17 protein-coding genes are annotated in these 16,849 nt (G+C 45.2%); 12 read left to right on the top strand and 5 right to left on the bottom strand.

The window, feature by feature from the left end:
- The first annotated feature begins 56 nt into the window (after positions 1-56).
- Both PAEVO_RS33865 and PAEVO_RS16065 read left to right on the top strand, forming a co-directional pair.
- Positions 57-203 (top strand): hypothetical protein, encoded by a 147-nt coding sequence (locus PAEVO_RS33865; RefSeq protein ID WP_165789676.1) that lies wholly within the window; start codon positions 57-59, stop codon positions 201-203.
- Positions 204-550: 347 nt separating this feature from the next.
- Positions 551-1,711: a GntR family transcriptional regulator gene (locus tag PAEVO_RS16065; RefSeq protein ID WP_100538441.1), complete on the top strand. Its 1,161-nt coding sequence runs from the start codon at positions 551-553 to the stop codon at positions 1,709-1,711.
- A 282-nt stretch (positions 1,712-1,993) separates the two neighbouring features.
- Here the strand turns inward: PAEVO_RS16065 and PAEVO_RS33860 are convergent, their stop codons facing one another.
- Positions 1,994-2,137 (bottom strand): hypothetical protein, encoded by a 144-nt coding sequence (locus PAEVO_RS33860; RefSeq protein WP_165789675.1) that lies wholly within the window; start codon positions 2,135-2,137, stop codon positions 1,994-1,996.
- 174 nt (positions 2,138-2,311) lie between these two features.
- Between PAEVO_RS33860 and PAEVO_RS16055 the strand changes: the two genes are divergently transcribed.
- From PAEVO_RS16055 to PAEVO_RS16015, 9 genes are all read left to right on the top strand, one after another.
- Positions 2,312-3,262, top strand: coding sequence for an ABC transporter permease (locus PAEVO_RS16055; RefSeq protein ID WP_100538439.1), 951 nt, complete (start codon positions 2,312-2,314; stop codon positions 3,260-3,262).
- A 32-nt stretch (positions 3,263-3,294) separates the two neighbouring features.
- Entirely contained in the window at positions 3,295-4,215 is a 921-nt protein-coding gene (locus PAEVO_RS16050) for a carbohydrate ABC transporter permease (protein ID WP_100538438.1), read from the top strand.
- A 59-nt stretch (positions 4,216-4,274) separates the two neighbouring features.
- Positions 4,275-5,960, top strand: a complete 1,686-nt coding sequence (locus tag PAEVO_RS16045; protein ID WP_100538437.1) for an extracellular solute-binding protein — start codon at positions 4,275-4,277, stop codon at positions 5,958-5,960.
- A gap of 94 nt (positions 5,961-6,054) precedes the next feature.
- On the top strand, positions 6,055-6,843 hold the full coding sequence (locus PAEVO_RS16040; protein ID WP_100538436.1) for a phytanoyl-CoA dioxygenase family protein: 789 nt from the start codon (positions 6,055-6,057) through the stop codon (positions 6,841-6,843).
- A 41-nt stretch (positions 6,844-6,884) separates the two neighbouring features.
- Positions 6,885-7,868: a Gfo/Idh/MocA family protein gene (locus PAEVO_RS16035; protein WP_100538435.1), complete on the top strand. Its 984-nt coding sequence runs from the start codon at positions 6,885-6,887 to the stop codon at positions 7,866-7,868.
- A gap of 18 nt (positions 7,869-7,886) precedes the next feature.
- Positions 7,887-8,969 carry a Gfo/Idh/MocA family protein gene (locus PAEVO_RS16030; RefSeq protein WP_100538434.1) on the top strand — a complete coding sequence of 361 codons (1,083 nt, stop codon included), beginning with the start codon at positions 7,887-7,889 and terminating at the stop codon, positions 8,967-8,969.
- Between the two features lie 326 nt (positions 8,970-9,295).
- Positions 9,296-9,799, top strand: a complete 504-nt coding sequence (locus tag PAEVO_RS16025) for an RDD family protein (RefSeq protein ID WP_100538433.1) — start codon at positions 9,296-9,298, stop codon at positions 9,797-9,799.
- Between the two features lie 123 nt (positions 9,800-9,922).
- Positions 9,923-10,393 carry an ATP-binding protein gene (locus PAEVO_RS16020; protein WP_100539480.1) on the top strand — a complete coding sequence of 157 codons (471 nt, stop codon included), beginning with the start codon at positions 9,923-9,925 and terminating at the stop codon, positions 10,391-10,393.
- A gap of 125 nt (positions 10,394-10,518) precedes the next feature.
- Positions 10,519-11,133, top strand: a complete 615-nt coding sequence (locus tag PAEVO_RS16015) for an alpha/beta hydrolase (RefSeq protein WP_100538432.1) — start codon at positions 10,519-10,521, stop codon at positions 11,131-11,133.
- Positions 11,134-11,240: 107 nt separating this feature from the next.
- Here the strand turns inward: PAEVO_RS16015 and PAEVO_RS16010 are convergent, their stop codons facing one another.
- Genes PAEVO_RS16010 through PAEVO_RS15995 form a run of 4 tightly spaced genes read right to left on the bottom strand, consistent with a single transcriptional unit; the run spans position 11,241 to position 14,720 of the window.
- Positions 11,241-11,927, bottom strand: a complete 687-nt coding sequence (locus tag PAEVO_RS16010; protein ID WP_100538431.1) for an ABC transporter permease — start codon at positions 11,925-11,927, stop codon at positions 11,241-11,243.
- A 12-nt stretch (positions 11,928-11,939) separates the two neighbouring features.
- Positions 11,940-12,893 carry a glycine betaine ABC transporter substrate-binding protein gene (locus PAEVO_RS16005; RefSeq protein ID WP_243390799.1) on the bottom strand — a complete coding sequence of 318 codons (954 nt, stop codon included), beginning with the start codon at positions 12,891-12,893 and terminating at the stop codon, positions 11,940-11,942.
- Positions 12,890-13,555, bottom strand: coding sequence for an ABC transporter permease (locus tag PAEVO_RS16000; protein ID WP_100538430.1), 666 nt, complete (start codon positions 13,553-13,555; stop codon positions 12,890-12,892). The genes PAEVO_RS16005 and PAEVO_RS16000 overlap by 4 nt, the downstream gene beginning before the upstream one ends.
- A 1-nt stretch (position 13,556) precedes the next feature.
- Positions 13,557-14,720 (bottom strand): ABC transporter ATP-binding protein, encoded by a 1,164-nt coding sequence (locus PAEVO_RS15995; RefSeq protein ID WP_100538429.1) that lies wholly within the window; start codon positions 14,718-14,720, stop codon positions 13,557-13,559.
- 744 nt (positions 14,721-15,464) lie between these two features.
- Here PAEVO_RS15995 and PAEVO_RS15990 point away from each other — a divergent pair.
- A complete protein-coding gene (locus PAEVO_RS15990; protein WP_100538428.1) occupies positions 15,465-16,670 on the top strand; it encodes a macrolide family glycosyltransferase in 1,206 nt (401 codons plus the stop codon).
- Positions 16,671-16,849 lie beyond the last annotated feature (179 nt).

Genomic DNA, 16,849 nt, shown 5'->3' with positions numbered 1-16,849 from the left:
CGGGTAACTCATTCTGGCAAGAGACGAGACTTTATCCCATGGTTTTACTTCCCTTTATGGTCTTGTTATTTGCAGCGGCAATGATTAGTCGAAGCCTGTACAAATTGACAGGAAATATTTGGCTCGGTGCAATGGTGAACACATTGATCATAACGATGATTGGAGTTGCGAACACGGCTACCTTGGTTTCTTTTCAGACCTAAAAGCACATGTGGAATTTATGGTAGTGCAGGGGCATGCAAGATAGCTTACAAAGACAAGAAGGCAGTCGATGTTAGAACAGTCGGCTGCTTTTTGTTATGCTAACGGGCAAATTAAAACCGGGAGATGTTAATCTCGTTTACTGGGATTTGTCGTTTTGATCATACAAAAAGTCCCTTTCAGGGCGGGCTATTTTCTCAGGTAAAAGAAAATCCACCCTCCCCATCAAAGAGTCTATGGGTATTCACATCCAGCTGCACGACGCATATCTTCCATCCTAATGGAATAAAACGATGGCGTCTTTCGTAATGTATATATTGAACATATTGATTGAAATGTGGTGATTCGGATGAACCCAACGGAAAGAATACCTTTGTATCAGATGGTTCAAGAGTATATACGCGACTTGATAACATCGCAAGTATTGAAAATCGGTGACCGTATACCTACGGAAAAGGAACTCATGGAGCGTTTCGGAGTAAGCAAGATTACGGTGGTGAATGCCCTCTCCGGATTGGTCAACGAAAGAATCATAACGAGGGTGCCCGGAAAAGGGACTTTTGTAAGCGATCCTGAATATGAAATTCCGATGACACCTCCTAAAAGTGCCGTAAAGCCAATCCATAAAACTAGCGGAGAAACGCGGACACGGTTGATAGGCCTAATTATGCCGAGCATTTATGACTACTTTACCATTAGGCTTATACAAGGCATTCAGCAAGCACTAAATGAGAACGATTACCGCTGCGTTATCTATTTATCAGAGGGCAACCTAGATAAGGAAAAAGAGGCTATCCAGACATGCAGTAAAATCGGAGTGGAAGGCTTACTGATTTTCCCGGTTGACGAGGAATTATTCAACGAGGAAATATTAAGCATGAAATTTGCGGGTTTTCCGTTCGTTCTCATCGACCGTTACCTTCCTGGGGTGGAAACTCATTATATAGCATCAGACGGTAGGCTTGGCGTTAACATGGCTGTCAATTACCTGTGGGAGCTGGGGCATCGTGATATCGCTATTTGCTCTGATTCGCCCATACAAACCGTTACTGTTCAAGAGCGGATCGATGGATATATGAATGCCTTCAAGGAAAAGGGATCACTCATTAACCCTGCCCACATCGTAACCGATTTTGAAATCGGAAGTTTGGTGCAAGCTCAAACACATCCCCTATACCGCTATATTCAAAATCGAATGGCAACGGCCTACATTACGCTAAATGGAAGTCTTGGCGTGAAAATCTATCAGATGGCGCGTCAAGCTGGATTGAAGGTGCCTGAGGACATATCCATCATCAGTTTTGACGATCCGACTTCCATCATCGAAGGATACAGCACGTTCACGCATGTTAAACAGTTTGAACGAGACATGGGTTACCGTGCGGCTTGCACGCTGCTTGAGGTCATTAACAGTGAAGACGGGCAACACGGAAAATTCGTTAAAACCCTAGTGGAGCCGGAATTGGTGATTGGCGAGACGACGGGAAAAAACGTTTTCTCCACTTCATGATATCAACACCCGCTACTCTCTTATATATAGGTAACCTAATAACGAGTCCGACGCGCTTTCTATTCGAACGAAGCGAGGGCGTTTGGGCTCTTCTGCTAGGTCAACTACAACTTCCTCACATCAAATCCCCCCCCATAATAAGTCCCAAATCCATAAAGAAATTCAGCAGAAGCTCTTCCAACAATTTCATATGTATATATTGAATATAATGTACCCTCATCAAGGAATAAAGCGCCTGAAAAGAAGGATGCGAGAAGGGGTGCTTAATCCGTTATTTATAACCTAAAGAATAGGAGCATCCTCTTGCTCAACAACCGCTTTCTTTTCAAGCAGCCCCCATGCATTCATTAATGCAACCACCAGAACCTTTTTGACCTGAAGATTACTTTTTATCCAAATGAGGAAATTATGGAATGATTTCAACACCATATTGAATATATTTAAACTATAGATATGAAACCGCTTGCAATAAAGGAGGGGGAGACAGTCGCTATATACCGTCGAAACATCGAAAATCATGGGCATTGGCTCTGTTCCTAAGCTATCGGGAATGGATTCGTAAAAATCCGATACGACGAAGATGTAGGAGGTGTTCGGAAAATGGTATCAAAGGGTGTGGTTATCCCTGGATTTGAGCAATTAAAGAAGAATAAGAAACTCAGTAAAATATGGTATTTCAGGCATATATATTTATTTTTGCTTCCTGCTCTTATCTGGTTTCTGGTGTTTGCTTACTATCCGATGTACGGCATTATCATCGCATTCAAAGATTACAAATTCAATTTGGGGATATTGGGGAGTCCGTGGGCAGGCTTTAAATATTTCGAACAGTTTTTAAACGATTCCAGTTTTTACGATGTACTCCGCAATACGTTATCCATTAGTGCCCTTAAGCTTTTTTTCGGATTTCCAGCTCCATTGATCCTGGCCTTAATGCTCAATGCCGTCATGCACAAAAAATTCAAAAGAGTGTTTCAAACGATTTCCTATCTGCCGCACTTCGTTTCGTGGGTCGTAGTCGTTACCTTACTTCAAAAAATCCTGTCTCCGAACGTTGGGCTTATTAATGACATTCGCTACCAAATGGGTTTGGATCCGATCTTTTTTATGGGAAAGCCGGAATTATTCTATCCATTGGTCATCATTTCCGACATCTGGAAAGGTGTAGGCTGGGGTTCGATCATTTACTTAGCCGCGTTAACGAATATCGATCCGCACTTGTATGAAGCTGCGGAAATCGACGGGGCAGGTCGATGGAGCAAACTATTTAAGATCACGCTTCCATGCCTGACTCCAACGATCGGCATATTGCTCATATTCTCCCTCAGCGGAATACTGAACGCGGGTTTTGACCAAATCTGGCTGATGCAGTCCCCGGCCACATTAAGCGTCTCGGAGATATTGGACACCTATGTCTTAAAAACAGGCCTACAACAGGGGCAACTAGCCTATTCCACGGCCATTGGTTTATTCAAGTCTGCGATTTCGCTGCTGCTCATCGTTGCTGTCAATAATATATCCAGACGCGTGAGTAACGTATCGTTATGGTAATCAGCTAGCACTGAAGACAAGGAGGTGTGTGTATGGGTGTGAGAAGGCTGACGCCAGCAGATAAAATGTATATGACGCTTAACTATGCGGTGCTGCTTTTATTCTGCGCTACGGCACTCTATCCATTTATTTATTTTCTAGCCCTTTCTTTCAATGACGGCTACGATGCGATGAAGGGTGGAATCTATTTTTTTCCTAGAGTGTTTACATTAGAAAACTATGCTAAAGCTTTCAGCAACCATTTGATCTTGAATTCGTTTTATATTTCCATTACCCGAACCGTTGTGGTCACGGTTGCCTCCGTATTTTTGACGGCCTTATTAGCCTACGCACTTTCGCGGAAAGGTTTGCCCGGAAGAAAGTATATCGTATTCTTCTTTTTCTTTACGACGTTGTTCAGCGGAGGACTTATTCCGACGTTTATCCTGTTCCGGCAAATCCACATCCTGGATACGTTTTGGGTGTTGGTGCTGCCATCCCTATATAATTTTTTCAATGCGATTATCATGAAAACCTTCTTCGACGGGATCCCCGAGGGTCTGTCGGAGTCGGCCCGAATCGACGGGGCAAGCGAGTTGTCGGTATTTGCAAGAATCATACTACCTCTTTCGATGCCGGTGCTTGCTACCATTGCCTTATTTGTTGGGGTGGGCGTGTGGAATGACTGGTTTACCGGTCAGTTTTTCATACAGAATGAAAACCTTCAACCTGCAGCTACGTTTCTTAACAAGATGATCAGCGAAGCGTCTTTCCAGTCGATGACGTCGTCCTCGGGAAATAGCGGATCTGCCATTCAAAACATGACCGAGGCGCAGATGGAGCTGCGAGGCGTAACGCCGGAAGCCTTGAGGATGACTTTCGTCATTATCATAACGACTCCGATCATCTGTGTGTATCCATTCCTTCAGAAATATTTTGTGAAAGGCGTACTGGTAGGTTCTCTTAAGGAGTAGTTGGTATAAAAGGCTGTGCCTTTTATATAAATAATCTTCCAATGGAAGGGGATTGTAGGATGAGAAAGAACAGGCTCAGGAGTGTGCTTGGCATAACACTAATCGTTTTCATGCTTCTCGTGACGGCATGCTCGGGAACAGGAAAAGAAGAGGGAACAGGCACGGTTGACACGGGTCCGAAAGAGCAAGGTACTGAAGAAATAAAGCCGGTAACCTTAACTTTCCTCAGTGCTTGGAACGGTGGCGGAGCCGGTTTCCCGCAGGACCAGGAGAATAATCCCGTAGCCCAGCAAATTAGGGAAAAAACCGGGGTCACGTTGAAACTGGAATCCATCACAACCAGTGAAGTAGAAAAACTAAACACCATTTTTGCTTCCGGTACGGTTCCGGATATCGTTAACGCACCTTTCTGGTCTACGACAGGAGGAGAAGGACAAGTCATCAAGAAGGCGGCCATGGAAGGACAGCTTCTGGATTTAACCCCTTATCTCGATAAATACCCGAATATTAAAAGACTTGTGACGACCGGGATCGCGAAGGATTTTGCCGAGTTCGATCTCAACAGTCCCGAATTTGAAGGCAAGACCTATCTCATTCCTACGGAGACCCCGGACGGGACCCCTGAGAGCATTCATAATTGGAATTACGGCCTTTTTGCCAGGGGAGATATCCTGAAAGCATTAAACGTAAAAGCGGAGGATATTGATACGCAAGAAGAGCTAGTTGATCTATTGATCAAGATCAGAGATGGCGGTTTCAAGGATATTGGCGGGAAGCCGGTCATCCCTGCCGGAACCATGTGGAATGGATGGGATTACGGCCAATTCCTTGCCGGGTGGACGGATTACACGATTTCGGACTACCGTGAAGTGGATGGAAAACTGATTCACTGGACGCAGTCCAAGGATCATGAAGCTAGGTTGTTATACATGAGAAAGTTATTAACGGAAGGTTTGTTTGATCTTGAAGCCTTCAACAATACGAGCACAACAGCGAATGAAAAGCTGACGACGGGCAAGCTTGCCGTATTCGGAGCCCAGCCTATGTTAGTTGATTTACAAAAAACGCTTTATAAAACGAATCCGGAAATGCAATATGAACTGCTCGGACCGATGAAGAATAAGAGCGGAAACATTCGAACGCAAGTGGAAAAACCCGGCCGTTCCGGTTTCCCTGCCCTTTTCTTAAGCGCTAATATCAAGGATCCCGATGCGGCCTTGCGGTACATTGATTATGTCAACAGCGAAGAAGGCCGATTGCTTGCGTATTTCGGGATCGAAGGAACGCACTACACGATGGAAAACGGGATACCCCAATGGATCCCGGATGTGAAAAAACAATTCGATGAAAACCCGGATCTGAAAAGAGACGCAGGGCTCAGTTATCTTCCGGGAAGGTTCATCGGGGCATTCTCCTCTGAAGTCACTTGGCCTACGCCGGAAGATCAAAAAACGGAGTGGCAAAAGCTGGAGGAAAGTTTCTCGGCAAAAATGCCTATCAAAATCATAGACAAAGTAAGCGCCAGCTACCTTGCAAGAGAGTGGCCTAAATATCAGGAATATATCGATAAAACCAGCAGTTTGAATTTCGATGAGGAATTTAAGAAAGCCTTTTTTGCGGCGTCAGATGAAGAAGCTCTGAATATGCTTCATAGTGTTCAAGAAAAATTTAGAGCTGCCGGCGTGGAAGAAATGGCGGAGTTCGTGGCTCAAAAAGCTGCAGAACGGGATGATGTCGGGTTCTAGTGAAGAGGTTTGCGGGATGGTGTCACTGCCATCCCGAATATTTCATGAATACTAGGTCAGTCTTCTTTTAAATATGCAAGAGAGGGGACAACTCATGTTAAACCCGGTCGTTTCAGCAGGCGCATTCACTGAACTCGATAAGTTTATGTTCGAATCGTGGGGTTATTTTGTCATTCCGAATGTGCTGTCGAAAGAGGAGGTCAAAGAATGCCTGCAGGCATCAATTCGACTTCATGAAGCGGCAGGTACAGTCGGTTGGGGTCAAGTCGGCAGAGGGTATGAGTCTGAACACGCTCTTGAAAACTTAATGGATCATCCCTCGGTTTTACCGAAGATAAGGGGGTTACTTGGCGATCGATTCATTATGCAGTCCGGGTGGAATACGATGCAGCCGGCAATGGGGAGGATGGGAGGCTGGCATCAAGACGGATCCAGCGCCTTCGATTTTAAGAATCTGGGGTACCCAGTCCCTCTTATTCAGCTCCGTGCTTCATTTTTATTGACCGATCAGGAAGAACCCGGCATGGGGAATATGGAGTTGATTCCAGGCAGCCACCGCAGTCTCGTTCCACTACCGGATTCAATCCGGACTGCAAATTCGGGTACGCCGATCAGCCATGTGATATGTGCGTCTGCAGGGTCAGTCCTGGTGTTTCACAACGCAGTATGGCATCGGGCGTACGAACATAATTGGGATTACGACCGCTATACCATGCATTACATCTATAGCCCTCCGTGGGTAAAGCCCTCGGACCGTTTTCATAACGATGTCAACTTTATGCAAAGAACTACGCCTGTGCGAAGAGCTTTAATGGGGGATTTTTCAAGGCCTGATGCGCCATTTGGAGCAAGTTATACGCCACCACCCTTTGAAGAAAACTAAAATCTTGTAAAAAAATACAAAAGATGACGGAGGGGAAACCCATGTTGAACGTTGCGATGTTAAGTAAGTGGCATGTTCATGCAGATGATTATGCAAGAAGGTTGCAATCTCACGGTAACGTTAAACTCACGGCAGTCTGGGACGAACAGCCTGAGCGCGGAAGCGAATGGGCTGCCCGATTGGGAACGGATTTTGAAGCGGATTTGGATACGCTGCTAGAGCGGGAAGACATCGATGGGGTCGTGGTGGATGCCCCTACAAGCATGCACGCTGACGTTATGGTAGCTGCCGCTGAGGCCGGCAAACACATTTTTACTGAGAAAGCCATGGCTCTTACCGTCCAAGAATGTGATCGGATATCAGCGGCGGTACGTAAAGCAGGGGTCAAGTTCTGCATTTCATTTCCCGCTCGCACAAGGCCTCACCAATTGTTCGCGAAGCAGCTGATCGATGACAAAGTATTAGGGGATGTCACCCTTTTGCGCATTCGGAACGGCCACGACGGCGCATTGAACAATTGGCTTCCGGAATACTGGTACGATGAGAAGCAAACCGGCGGCGGAGCGATGATGGATTTGGGATGTCATCCGATGTACTTAGCCAGTTGGATGTTAGGTCAGCCCAAACGAATCACCTCCATGTTTCATTATTTCACCCATCGTGCAGTGGAAGATAATGCGCAGTGCTCCATTGAGTTCGTCAACAACGCGGTCGCATTGGTCGAAACGAGCCTGGTGACGTACAGAACTCCTTCCGCTCTCGAGATTTACGGAACGGAGGGCACCTTGATGATCTCAGATGATACCGTCAGAGTCATCTCGAAGAAGCTCGATGCCCCTTTTTCCGGATGGATCTCACCCACTCAACTTCCTAAAGAGCAGCCGCTTCCGATCATCCAATGGGCGGATGCCTTGATTCATGACAAGCCGATGCCCTTCGGATTGGAAGAGGGAACGAAATTGACGGAGCTATTGGAAGCGGCATACATCGCTCATAAGGAAAACCGAACGGTAGAGTTCAAATAACGCGAGGGAGGGAATTCCATGAGAACCGTAAAAGTAGGGATCATCGGTTGCGGAATGATTGCGAACGGCAAACATATGCCGTGTTTGTCCAAGGTAGACAACGTACAGATGGTGGCCTTCTGCGACTTGAAGCCGGAAAGAGCCGAGGAAGCCGCGAAAAAATACGGCACGCCTGACGCAAAGGTGTTTACTAATTACAACGATCTGCTTGCCATGGAAGAGATTGAGGTCGTGCATGTGCTAACACCGAACAGCTCGCACGCGACGATTTCCATTGATGCGCTCGAAAGCGGTAAACATGTCATGTGCGAAAAACCCATGGCGGTCACAGGTGCGGAGGCCAAAGCGATGTACGAAGCCCACTTGCGAACAGGCAAGAAGCTTACCGTCGGGTACCAGAATCGCTCCAACGCCAAAAGCCAGCTGTTAAAAAAGATGATCGCCGATGGGGAGCTTGGAGATATCTATTTTGCAAAAGCGGTCGCTACCCGAAGAAGAGGCGTTCCGACATGGGGCGTGTTTCTGGATAAAGAGAAACAGGGTGGCGGTCCCATGATCGATATTGGAACCCACTCCCTGGATCTGATCCTATGGTTGATGGATAACTATGAGCCGGTGAGCGTCGTCGGCAGTGTCTTCCATAAACTGAAGTATACCGAAAATGCCGCGAACGAATGGGGGGCCTGGGATCCAAACGAATTCGAGGTAGAAGATTCGGCGTTCGGGTATGTGAAGTTCAAAAACGGAGCGACGGTCATCATTGAAACCAGCTGGGCCCTGAACATTGCGGAAGGTGGCGGCAACCTGCTGTGCGGAACGAAGGGCGGGGCGGATTTTGCCAAAAATGAACTGCGGATCAATGGCGAGCGGGACGGGAGCTTGTTCCTGAATAAAATCGAAGTGAATCCGAATGCACGAGAGCAATTCAGGGGAGAAGAATTGACGGATTTCGAATATGAAGCCAAACAATGGATTCACAGTATCGTGAACGATACCGAACCCTTGGTTAAACCGAGGGAAGCGATGATTGTTTCACAAATATTAGAAGCGGTGTATGTATCCGCAGATACAGGAAAAACCGTTTATTTTGATCAGGAATAAGGACGTGAAATAAAGAGCGCTATTCCGTGGTAATTTCCCCTCATGGTAGACAGTGAAAAAAGAGTTCATGGTAGTGGGGGAGGCTTCGAAGAACGAAGGCCTGCAGCATAAGTCATGATCATGACCTGCTGCGGGCCTTTGTTTGTGTTCGGGGGAAGAAGTGCGATCGGGGGGACATGTTCAGCATGAAGGAGGCAAAGCATTCGATTCACTTATTCAACAGAAACTTGAGAAATTCAGGAGGAAGAATCACTTATTCTGAAGAATTATTTAATACCGTAAACTATCAACCTATGTAGGGGAGCAGGGTATGAGAAGGGGTTAGGATGAAATTATTCCTTAAACGGTTAGTTGCGTATTGGTTTGTTATTATTTTTATTGCATTTATTCTTATTTTCCTTCAATTGCTGATGTATAAAATAACTTCTGGCTTTCCCTTTGATTATTTACAGAGGGGGATTGAAATAGAGATTTGGGTACTTTTATCCATGTCCTTGCCAGTTTGGACATATTTTATTACGTTTGAGATGTGTAAACAGCAAACTATTGGAAAACGACTGTTAAAGTTAAGGGTTATGAATAAAGACGGATCAAAGATCAATTTTTATCAAGCATTATGCAGAACCTTTATAAGACTGTTGCCATGGGAGCTAACACATGTAATTATTCTGGTTCCACAACCCTGGTGGAGTATTGAAATGCCTAAGAATCCATATTTAATTTTAATTCCCAATATAATTTTGGTTCTATATATCGTAGTTTTATTTTTTAATAGAGGGAAAATAGGTATACATGACTATTTTGCACACACGAGAGTAAAGGAAATATAAGTGAGTTTTCTGGTTGACTGTTCAAGATGGCAGCAACCTCTGAAAGGAGAATATTAGTTGCATATCAATTTTGAAATAGATGATTTTATTAACCAAGCGGATGCTTCCGCTCCATTAGTAGCAATGATGTGTGGAGTAGCAGGATCAGGAAAAACAACATTGGCTCAAAGATTTGAGAAGAGAGGTTTTGTACGTCTTTCCATTGATGAAGAAATCTGGGCTACACATGGTCGTTACGGAATTGATTACCCCATTGAAATGTATGAGCAATTAAAAATTGAAGCCGAGTTAAAGTTGCGTAATGAACTCGTCAATCTCTTGAATGAAAAGCGCAATGTGGTTGTCGATTTCAGTTTTTGGCAACGAAAAAGACGAAATGAATATAAGAAGTTAATTGAAGATGGAGGCGGAGTGTGGAAACTAATATATTTGAAAGTTCATCCTGATGAATTACGTGAACGACTTCGCATTCGGAGCCAGCGATTCGATGCCAATGCAGCATTTACAATAACAGAAGATATATTATCTTCATTCCTAGAGGGTTTTGAAGTGCCTACTGGTGAAGGGGAAATGATCATAGAAGCAAATAGTTAGATTTTATCTTGTTTGGCTTAACTAAAGATGAATTTATTGAAAAGCAAATGGAAGATGGAGAATGATTATAAAGCTCATCAAGGTTGTTAAAACGAATCATCCGAAACAGGAAAGGATGGGAGAGAATGAAATTAGAGACTTTAACGGTGCCCTCGTTTTGGAAAACGGAAATGAAACAAAAATATTATCAACTTTATGAGGAAAACAGCAAGTTGGTTGTTCTGTTCCCCGGAAAAAACTATCCTTGTGATAAACCAAGTCTACATTTTGCTGGAACTTCCGCACTTCAAAGTGGTTTTGACTTAATGGTACTGGAGTATGGATATCAAGCTGCGAGAACGAATTTGGATATTAATGATCTGCAAAGAGTAATAGATGAAAGCCACGAATCGGTTCAACGAATCATTGGCAAGTACAATCAAGTTGTTTTTATTAGTAAGAGCTTAGGGACAATAGTTGCTGGAGAAGTTCATGGGAAACTTGAAATTCCAATAAAACATTTATTTTTGACACCAATTAAAGACACCATTCACTATATCAACAAGTTTAATGGACTTGTGGTTTATGGTACAAAAGATGAAGTGTTTCATCGTGAACTTGCAGACCAAATTAACATAGACAAAGTCAGAGAGGTCATTGAAATTCCTAATGCAAATCATTCCTTGGAGACCAATAATGTAGAGGAAAGTATTGAGATTCTAAGTAAACTTGTAAGGATATATTTGGATTTTCTAAAATAAGGATGTCACTCATGCTAACAATTAAAAGTAAAGAGGCATCCCGCAAGATCTGAGATCTTCTGGAATGCCCCTTTGGAATGTACCCTCTACAATCCTCAGTTCATATTTTATATCTTAGCAGGCGACGGAGCCGCTCCTGACTTCCGCTTGGCTAGATCCATCTTACGCTGCAGCATGCCGAGCACGATATCCGCAAGGATTGCCAGCACCGCGGCAGGAATGGCGCCTGCAAAAATCCGCAGGGAGTTGTTGCTGTTCAGTCCAGCATAGATTTCACGTCCCAGCCCGCCCCCTCCCACGAGGGGAGCGATCGTTACCACCCCGATGGCAATGACGGCTGCGATACGCAGGCCCGACATGATATACGTCAGCGCCAGCGGAAAACGCACCTTCACGAGCATTTGGAAGGGGCTCATCCCGATTCCTTTTCCGGATTCCAGATAGCTGGGATCCACCTGTTTTAACCCAACGTACGTATTCCGCACGATGGGATTCAGGGAATATAGGAAGAGTCCCACCATGACCGTTGTCGTTCCGAGTCCCATCCATAACATGAGAACCACTAACATGGCCAAGCTCGGCACTACCTGTAGGATGTTGGTGATAAACAAAATGATTTTGGCCGCCCATTTGCTTTTAGAGCAGAGGATGCCAAGCGGCACGCCGACGATGAATGCCAGCCCCAGCCCGATAACGACCATCGTAATATGCTGGATGAAATACTCCCAGAGCAATTCTTGATTTCGTGATATATACGACAAAAAGTCGGCAAATGTTAAATGTTCACTTTCCATGCTTACCCTCCTTTAGCTTTTCAAGAGGCCCTGCTCTTTCAAATACGCGATGGCGACCTCCCGCTCGCTTTTCTTCTCAATGTCCACCTGATAATTAAGCGATATCATCGTATCTGCATCCAGATGACCGATTAAAGGCGCTATCGTATCCTCAATTTCAGGATGCTTCTTCAAAAGGTCGGAACGCAATACCGGACTTGCGTCATATGGAGGGAAGAATTGCTGGTCATCCTGAAGCGTCTGCAATTGGTAGGCTTTCAGCCGGGAATCCGTTGAATAGGCCAGCACAATATCCACCTGCTCATTAGCTACCGCGCTGTATACCAGGCTGATTTCCATGGGGAAGACCTGACCAAATTTGATGTCATACGCTTTGGAGAACGCCGGATATCCATCCGTGCTTCTCTCCAGCCACGTCGTATCTACACCAAGCTTCATGGTGGCCATGTCTTTTTTGACATCGGAAATTTTGGTGTACCCGTTGGCTTCGGCCAGATCCTTTCTTACCGTGAATGCGTAGGTGTTCTCAAAACCCAGCGGATTCATCCAGGTAAACCCAAAGTACTCCTGAAATCCATCCTGCGCCTCCTGCAAGACTTTCGCGCGGTCTTTGGTACCGCTGATCGGGAAATGGTTGTTGAAAATTTCACCGGTATATAATGTCGCCATTTGAACGTCGTTTCGTTTCATCGCATTGATGACCAAAGAACTTGATGCCAGATCCGGGATAATATCCACCTTCAGATCGGTTTGGTCTTCAATCAGCGCTTTATACATTTCGGCAATAATCTTGGTTTCGGTATAGGTTTGAGTGCCGATCGTAATGTCGCTTTGAATTCCGCATGCGGAGGTAAAAACGGCAAGAGCCAGCATGCAGACTAACATCGGTATCCTCTTGAGCTTTTTCAGTTTCATCACGCCTTCCTTGTTCCGTCCGGCCCGCTGTTTACGGTTGATGTAACTCATATCGCAGCGTCCCGGGTCTGAGTCTGATGGTAGTGTTTGCTTAGCCAGCCCTCAAGCAGCCCAAGCAGACCGTCAGCTACAAGTGCCAGGAGTATAGCGCCAATGCCACCGATGAAGATCATCTCGGGCTTGTTGACGCCAAGTCCAGATACAATAAGCTGGCCTAAACCTCCTGCACCGATCAGGGAAGCCAGTGTTGCCCAGCTGATGATGTACACGGTCGTAATGCGGACACCGGACATGATGTAAGGAAGCGATAAGGGAAGCTGAATTCTCAAAATCGTTTGGGCGGTGCTGTATCCCATCCCCCTGGCCGAATTGAGCACGCCTTTATCCACGGACTGAAAACCGTCATAGGTATTCCGCAGAATTGGCATCAGGGAGTACAGAAACAGCGCCAGTATGGCCGGCTTCATGCCGATGCCGAGCAGTGGAATCAGTATCGCCAGAAGTGCCAGGCTTGGAATCGTCTGGAACAGGTTCGTAATGAAAAACACGATGCTGTTCAGCCAGCCGACCCGGTTGTAGACCAGCAGGATTCCGATCGGTACGGCAATAACAGTCCCCAAAAGCACGGCAGAGAATGAGAGGACCAGATGCTCCTGCAATGCCTTCAGAATATCCGGATAGCGATCTGTGATGAAACTCCAAAATGCGTTCATATCACTCACCCTCTCCGTTCAGCACCGGAGGAACCATCGTAGGATAGACTTCGGCCAAATGTTTAACCACACTGCCTCTTGTGATTAATCCGAGGAACCGGTTATTACTGTCTATGACAGGGAGATTACTGAGCTGATGGCTGTCCATGATCTCGATGGCCTGCGGAAGCGTGCTTCCTGAAGCTACGGAAAAACGGACCGGATGCATAACGTCCGCCACAGTTTTGCCTTCCTCGCCGTATTGGTCGAGAACCCGGTAGATCGAAACCGCTCCTTGGAGCTGACGGTTACGGTCCACGATCAGCAGCGAATCGACCCGCTTCATTTCCATCATTTTGATGGCTTCGGCTAATCCCCGGCTCGGGAATGCCGTGACCGGATTCGTAATCATCACTTCATCCACAAGCGGAATTTCATAGGCGCTTTCATTTTCATTTTGCAGACGTTTGGAACCGATAAAGTCACGTACAAATTCGTTTGCGGGATGCCGTAAAATGCTGTCCGGTTTACCCGTTTGAATCACTTCACCATCTTTCATCAGAACGATGGTATCCGCAATTTTAATAGCTTCATCCATATCATGCGTAACAAAGATAATGGTTTTATTGAGCTCCTGCTGAAGCCGGATCAGCTCATCCTGAAGCTGCTCGCGGCTGATGGGATCCAGTGCGGAGAACGGCTCATCCATCAGGATGATATCGGGTTCAGCAGCCAGCGCTCGCACTACGCCTACACGCTGCTGTTGTCCGCCGCTAAGCTCGGATGGATAGCGCGTACCATAAATGGTGTGGTCCAGTCCGACCATGTCCAATAATTCATTAACTTTTTGATCTGTTGTGTCTTTATCCCACTTCTTCAGACGTGGAACCACGCCCGCATTCTTGGAGATGTTCATATGCGGAAATAAACCAACGCTTTGAATGACGTAACCGATATTGCGCCGCAGTTCAACCGGATTCAATCTCGAGATATCCTTACCGTCAATCAGAACTTTACCCGACGATGGCGTATTGAGCGCGTTGATCAGCTTCATGGTCGTTGATTTGCCACAGCCGCTCGGTCCGATGAGGACGGTAATTTCCCCTTTTTTGAATTCGAGATTAATGTCTTTCAGCGCGTGAAAGCCATTATCGTAAACCTTGTTCACATGCTCCAGTACTATCATCCAATCGCCCCTTTGCAAGCAGTATCCATATTATGCGGAGCATTTGGCATATCATCCATCGGGGACCCAAAAATGTTGGGGGAAATGTGGTGCTAGAGTTAAGGGAAGGCTTCAGCATTGTTATGTAGAAATGGAAAATGAAGCTAAGCAAGTTAGCATTAAAAGAAATCAAAATGGAATAGGATTAAGCGCATGATTAAGGGGTGGAGAACAATCTAAGAGGAAGCCCTGAGGGTACTAACAATTTAAGTTGAGAATCTTCGTTATGGCATTGACTTACATACCCAAAATTCCACCTTTATATGCATTATAGCTTTCCAAACTGTGCAATCCCTTGTTACATCCATCCGAAGAAGTATTCCAAGCCTGTATGCCCCTGTTCGTATTACTTCCCTCAGCCCAAATGGATATATGCAAAATGCGTAAGCAGGCAACGAGTTCCTTTCGAGTAGGACTGTATAACTGCAATAATATGTTTAATACAATTACCCACTTCGCATTGGATTGAAACATGTATATCGAACGATTTTGATTTTTGGTACCCCAGGTCCAAAACTGTCCATGAAGTAAAACCGGCTCTGTAACGACATTGCTTAACTGAAAAATATGGCGATCCAAGTTTGAGATTTTCAAGTATTGTACTATGATAAACGTGATTCCATTATGGATTCGATCAATGGTATGGGACAGTGCCCCTTACTCATTCATAGTTTAGAGAACTGCATACCTAAAGGAGTGGTTGAAATGGCGCGTGTATTATTTATTAATGGCGGATCAGAGGGACATATCAATCCAACGATTGGTGTTGTGCAGGAGCTTATTTCTCGTGGGGAAGAGGTCGTGTACTTTTGTATAGAGGCTTTTCGGGAGCGTATGGAGAAGACGGGAGCAACCGTTCGAACATTTGACGATCAAAAATTTATAAAAGCCTTTATTTCAGGTGGAAGAGATTATATGCTCCAAAGAATCAACGGTCTTTTACTTACGGCAGATATCGTCATACCAAGCGTTCTTGAACAGATCAAAGGAGAGCATTTTGATTATATCATCCATGATTCGATGTTTGGCTGTGGGCGATTACTTGCTCAAATTCTTAAGCTTCCTGCAATCAACTCTTGTACTACTTTTGCACAGACACGAGAATCATTCGATAAAATGCTGGAAGCATTTTTTAAAAATGTCCCTGCAGACATCGTTAAACCGATAAACGATACATTTCAAAGCCTGACGGCAATGGTGAAGGAAAAATATGAGGTGGAGATCGATTCGCCTTACGAAGTGTTTTGCAATCCAGCGCCGCTTACGATCGTTTATACAACAAGGGAGTTTCAACCTGAAGAAGAAGCATTCGACCAAACGTATCAATTTGTAGGGCCATCCATCTCTTCACGATTAACGCAAGAAAACTTCGACTTTACTGCCATCGAGGGGAAAAACCCCATTTACATATCACTGGGTACCGTGTTTAATCATGCAATGGATTTCTATAAGCTTTGTTTTGAGGCATTTGGAAACACGGAGCATACGATTGTCATGTCGATTGGGAGTAAAGTCCAAATTTCTGATGTAGGGGAAATTCCTAAAAACTTCATCGTTAAAAATTACGTTCCACAAACCGTTGTACTGCCATACGCTAAATTATTTATTACACATGGTGGAATGAATAGCACCCATGAAGGTCTGTATTATGGTGTTCCGCTGATTGTCATTCCACAAAACGCGGATCAGCCGATCATTGCGGGGCAAGTCGCCAATATCGGAGCAGGCATTACATTACACATGCAAAGTTTGACTGCAAATCAACTACGTGAAGCTGCAGATCACGTGTTAAGCCTTTTATCTTTTAAGAAAGCGGCTGCAAATATTAGGGAATCCTTTCGACAATCTGGTGGGTATCAACAAGCTGTTGATGAGATTTTCGAATTTAAGTGTCAAGATAGATCTGAATAAAGAGTGTGCACTTTAAGTAACACGGGGCTCCGCAGGACCAAGAGCACAGCCAAGAAGCTGCTGCAGAGATATTCGGCAGCTTTTACTGTGCCAACTGGCAGCAACACGTCAGTCGATAAATGATTGAACTGCGAGGGAAGATCGTTGATTCGAGTGAAGAAATTACATCAGATAACAAC

Origin of the sequence: Paenibacillus sp. GM2FR (assembly GCF_002803325.1) — a bacterium.
Classification (GTDB): Bacteria; Bacillota; Bacilli; order Paenibacillales; family Paenibacillaceae; genus Paenibacillus_AQ; species Paenibacillus_AQ lautus.
The sequence above is the reverse complement of the archived record's forward strand: the minus strand, read 5'-3'. Positions and strand labels throughout refer to the sequence as shown.

Excerpts from the sequence above, each read along its gene's own strand:
- PAEVO_RS33865 (WP_165789676.1), top strand. The coding sequence starts at position 57 with ATGGTCTTGTTATTTGCAGCGGCAATGATTAGTCGAAGCCTGTACAAA.
- PAEVO_RS16065 (WP_100538441.1), top strand. The coding sequence starts at position 551 with ATGAACCCAACGGAAAGAATACCTTTGTATCAGATGGTTCAAGAGTAT.
- PAEVO_RS16055 (WP_100538439.1), top strand. The coding sequence starts at position 2,312 with ATGGTATCAAAGGGTGTGGTTATCCCTGGATTTGAGCAATTAAAGAAG.
- PAEVO_RS16050 (WP_100538438.1), top strand. The coding sequence starts at position 3,295 with ATGGGTGTGAGAAGGCTGACGCCAGCAGATAAAATGTATATGACGCTT.
- PAEVO_RS16045 (WP_100538437.1), top strand. The coding sequence starts at position 4,275 with ATGAGAAAGAACAGGCTCAGGAGTGTGCTTGGCATAACACTAATCGTT.
- PAEVO_RS16040 (WP_100538436.1), top strand. The coding sequence starts at position 6,055 with ATGTTAAACCCGGTCGTTTCAGCAGGCGCATTCACTGAACTCGATAAG.
- PAEVO_RS16035 (WP_100538435.1), top strand. The coding sequence starts at position 6,885 with ATGTTGAACGTTGCGATGTTAAGTAAGTGGCATGTTCATGCAGATGAT.
- PAEVO_RS16030 (WP_100538434.1), top strand. The coding sequence starts at position 7,887 with ATGAGAACCGTAAAAGTAGGGATCATCGGTTGCGGAATGATTGCGAAC.
- PAEVO_RS16025 (WP_100538433.1), top strand. The coding sequence starts at position 9,296 with ATGAAATTATTCCTTAAACGGTTAGTTGCGTATTGGTTTGTTATTATT.
- PAEVO_RS16020 (WP_100539480.1), top strand. The coding sequence starts at position 9,923 with ATGATGTGTGGAGTAGCAGGATCAGGAAAAACAACATTGGCTCAAAGA.
- PAEVO_RS16015 (WP_100538432.1), top strand. The coding sequence starts at position 10,519 with ATGAAATTAGAGACTTTAACGGTGCCCTCGTTTTGGAAAACGGAAATG.
- PAEVO_RS16010 (WP_100538431.1), bottom strand. The coding sequence starts at position 11,927 with ATGGAAAGTGAACATTTAACATTTGCCGACTTTTTGTCGTATATATCA.
- PAEVO_RS16005 (WP_243390799.1), bottom strand. The coding sequence starts at position 12,893 with ATGAGTTACATCAACCGTAAACAGCGGGCCGGACGGAACAAGGAAGGC.
- PAEVO_RS16000 (WP_100538430.1), bottom strand. The coding sequence starts at position 13,555 with ATGAACGCATTTTGGAGTTTCATCACAGATCGCTATCCGGATATTCTG.
- PAEVO_RS15995 (WP_100538429.1), bottom strand. The coding sequence starts at position 14,720 with ATGATAGTACTGGAGCATGTGAACAAGGTTTACGATAATGGCTTTCAC.
- PAEVO_RS15990 (WP_100538428.1), top strand. The coding sequence starts at position 15,465 with ATGGCGCGTGTATTATTTATTAATGGCGGATCAGAGGGACATATCAAT.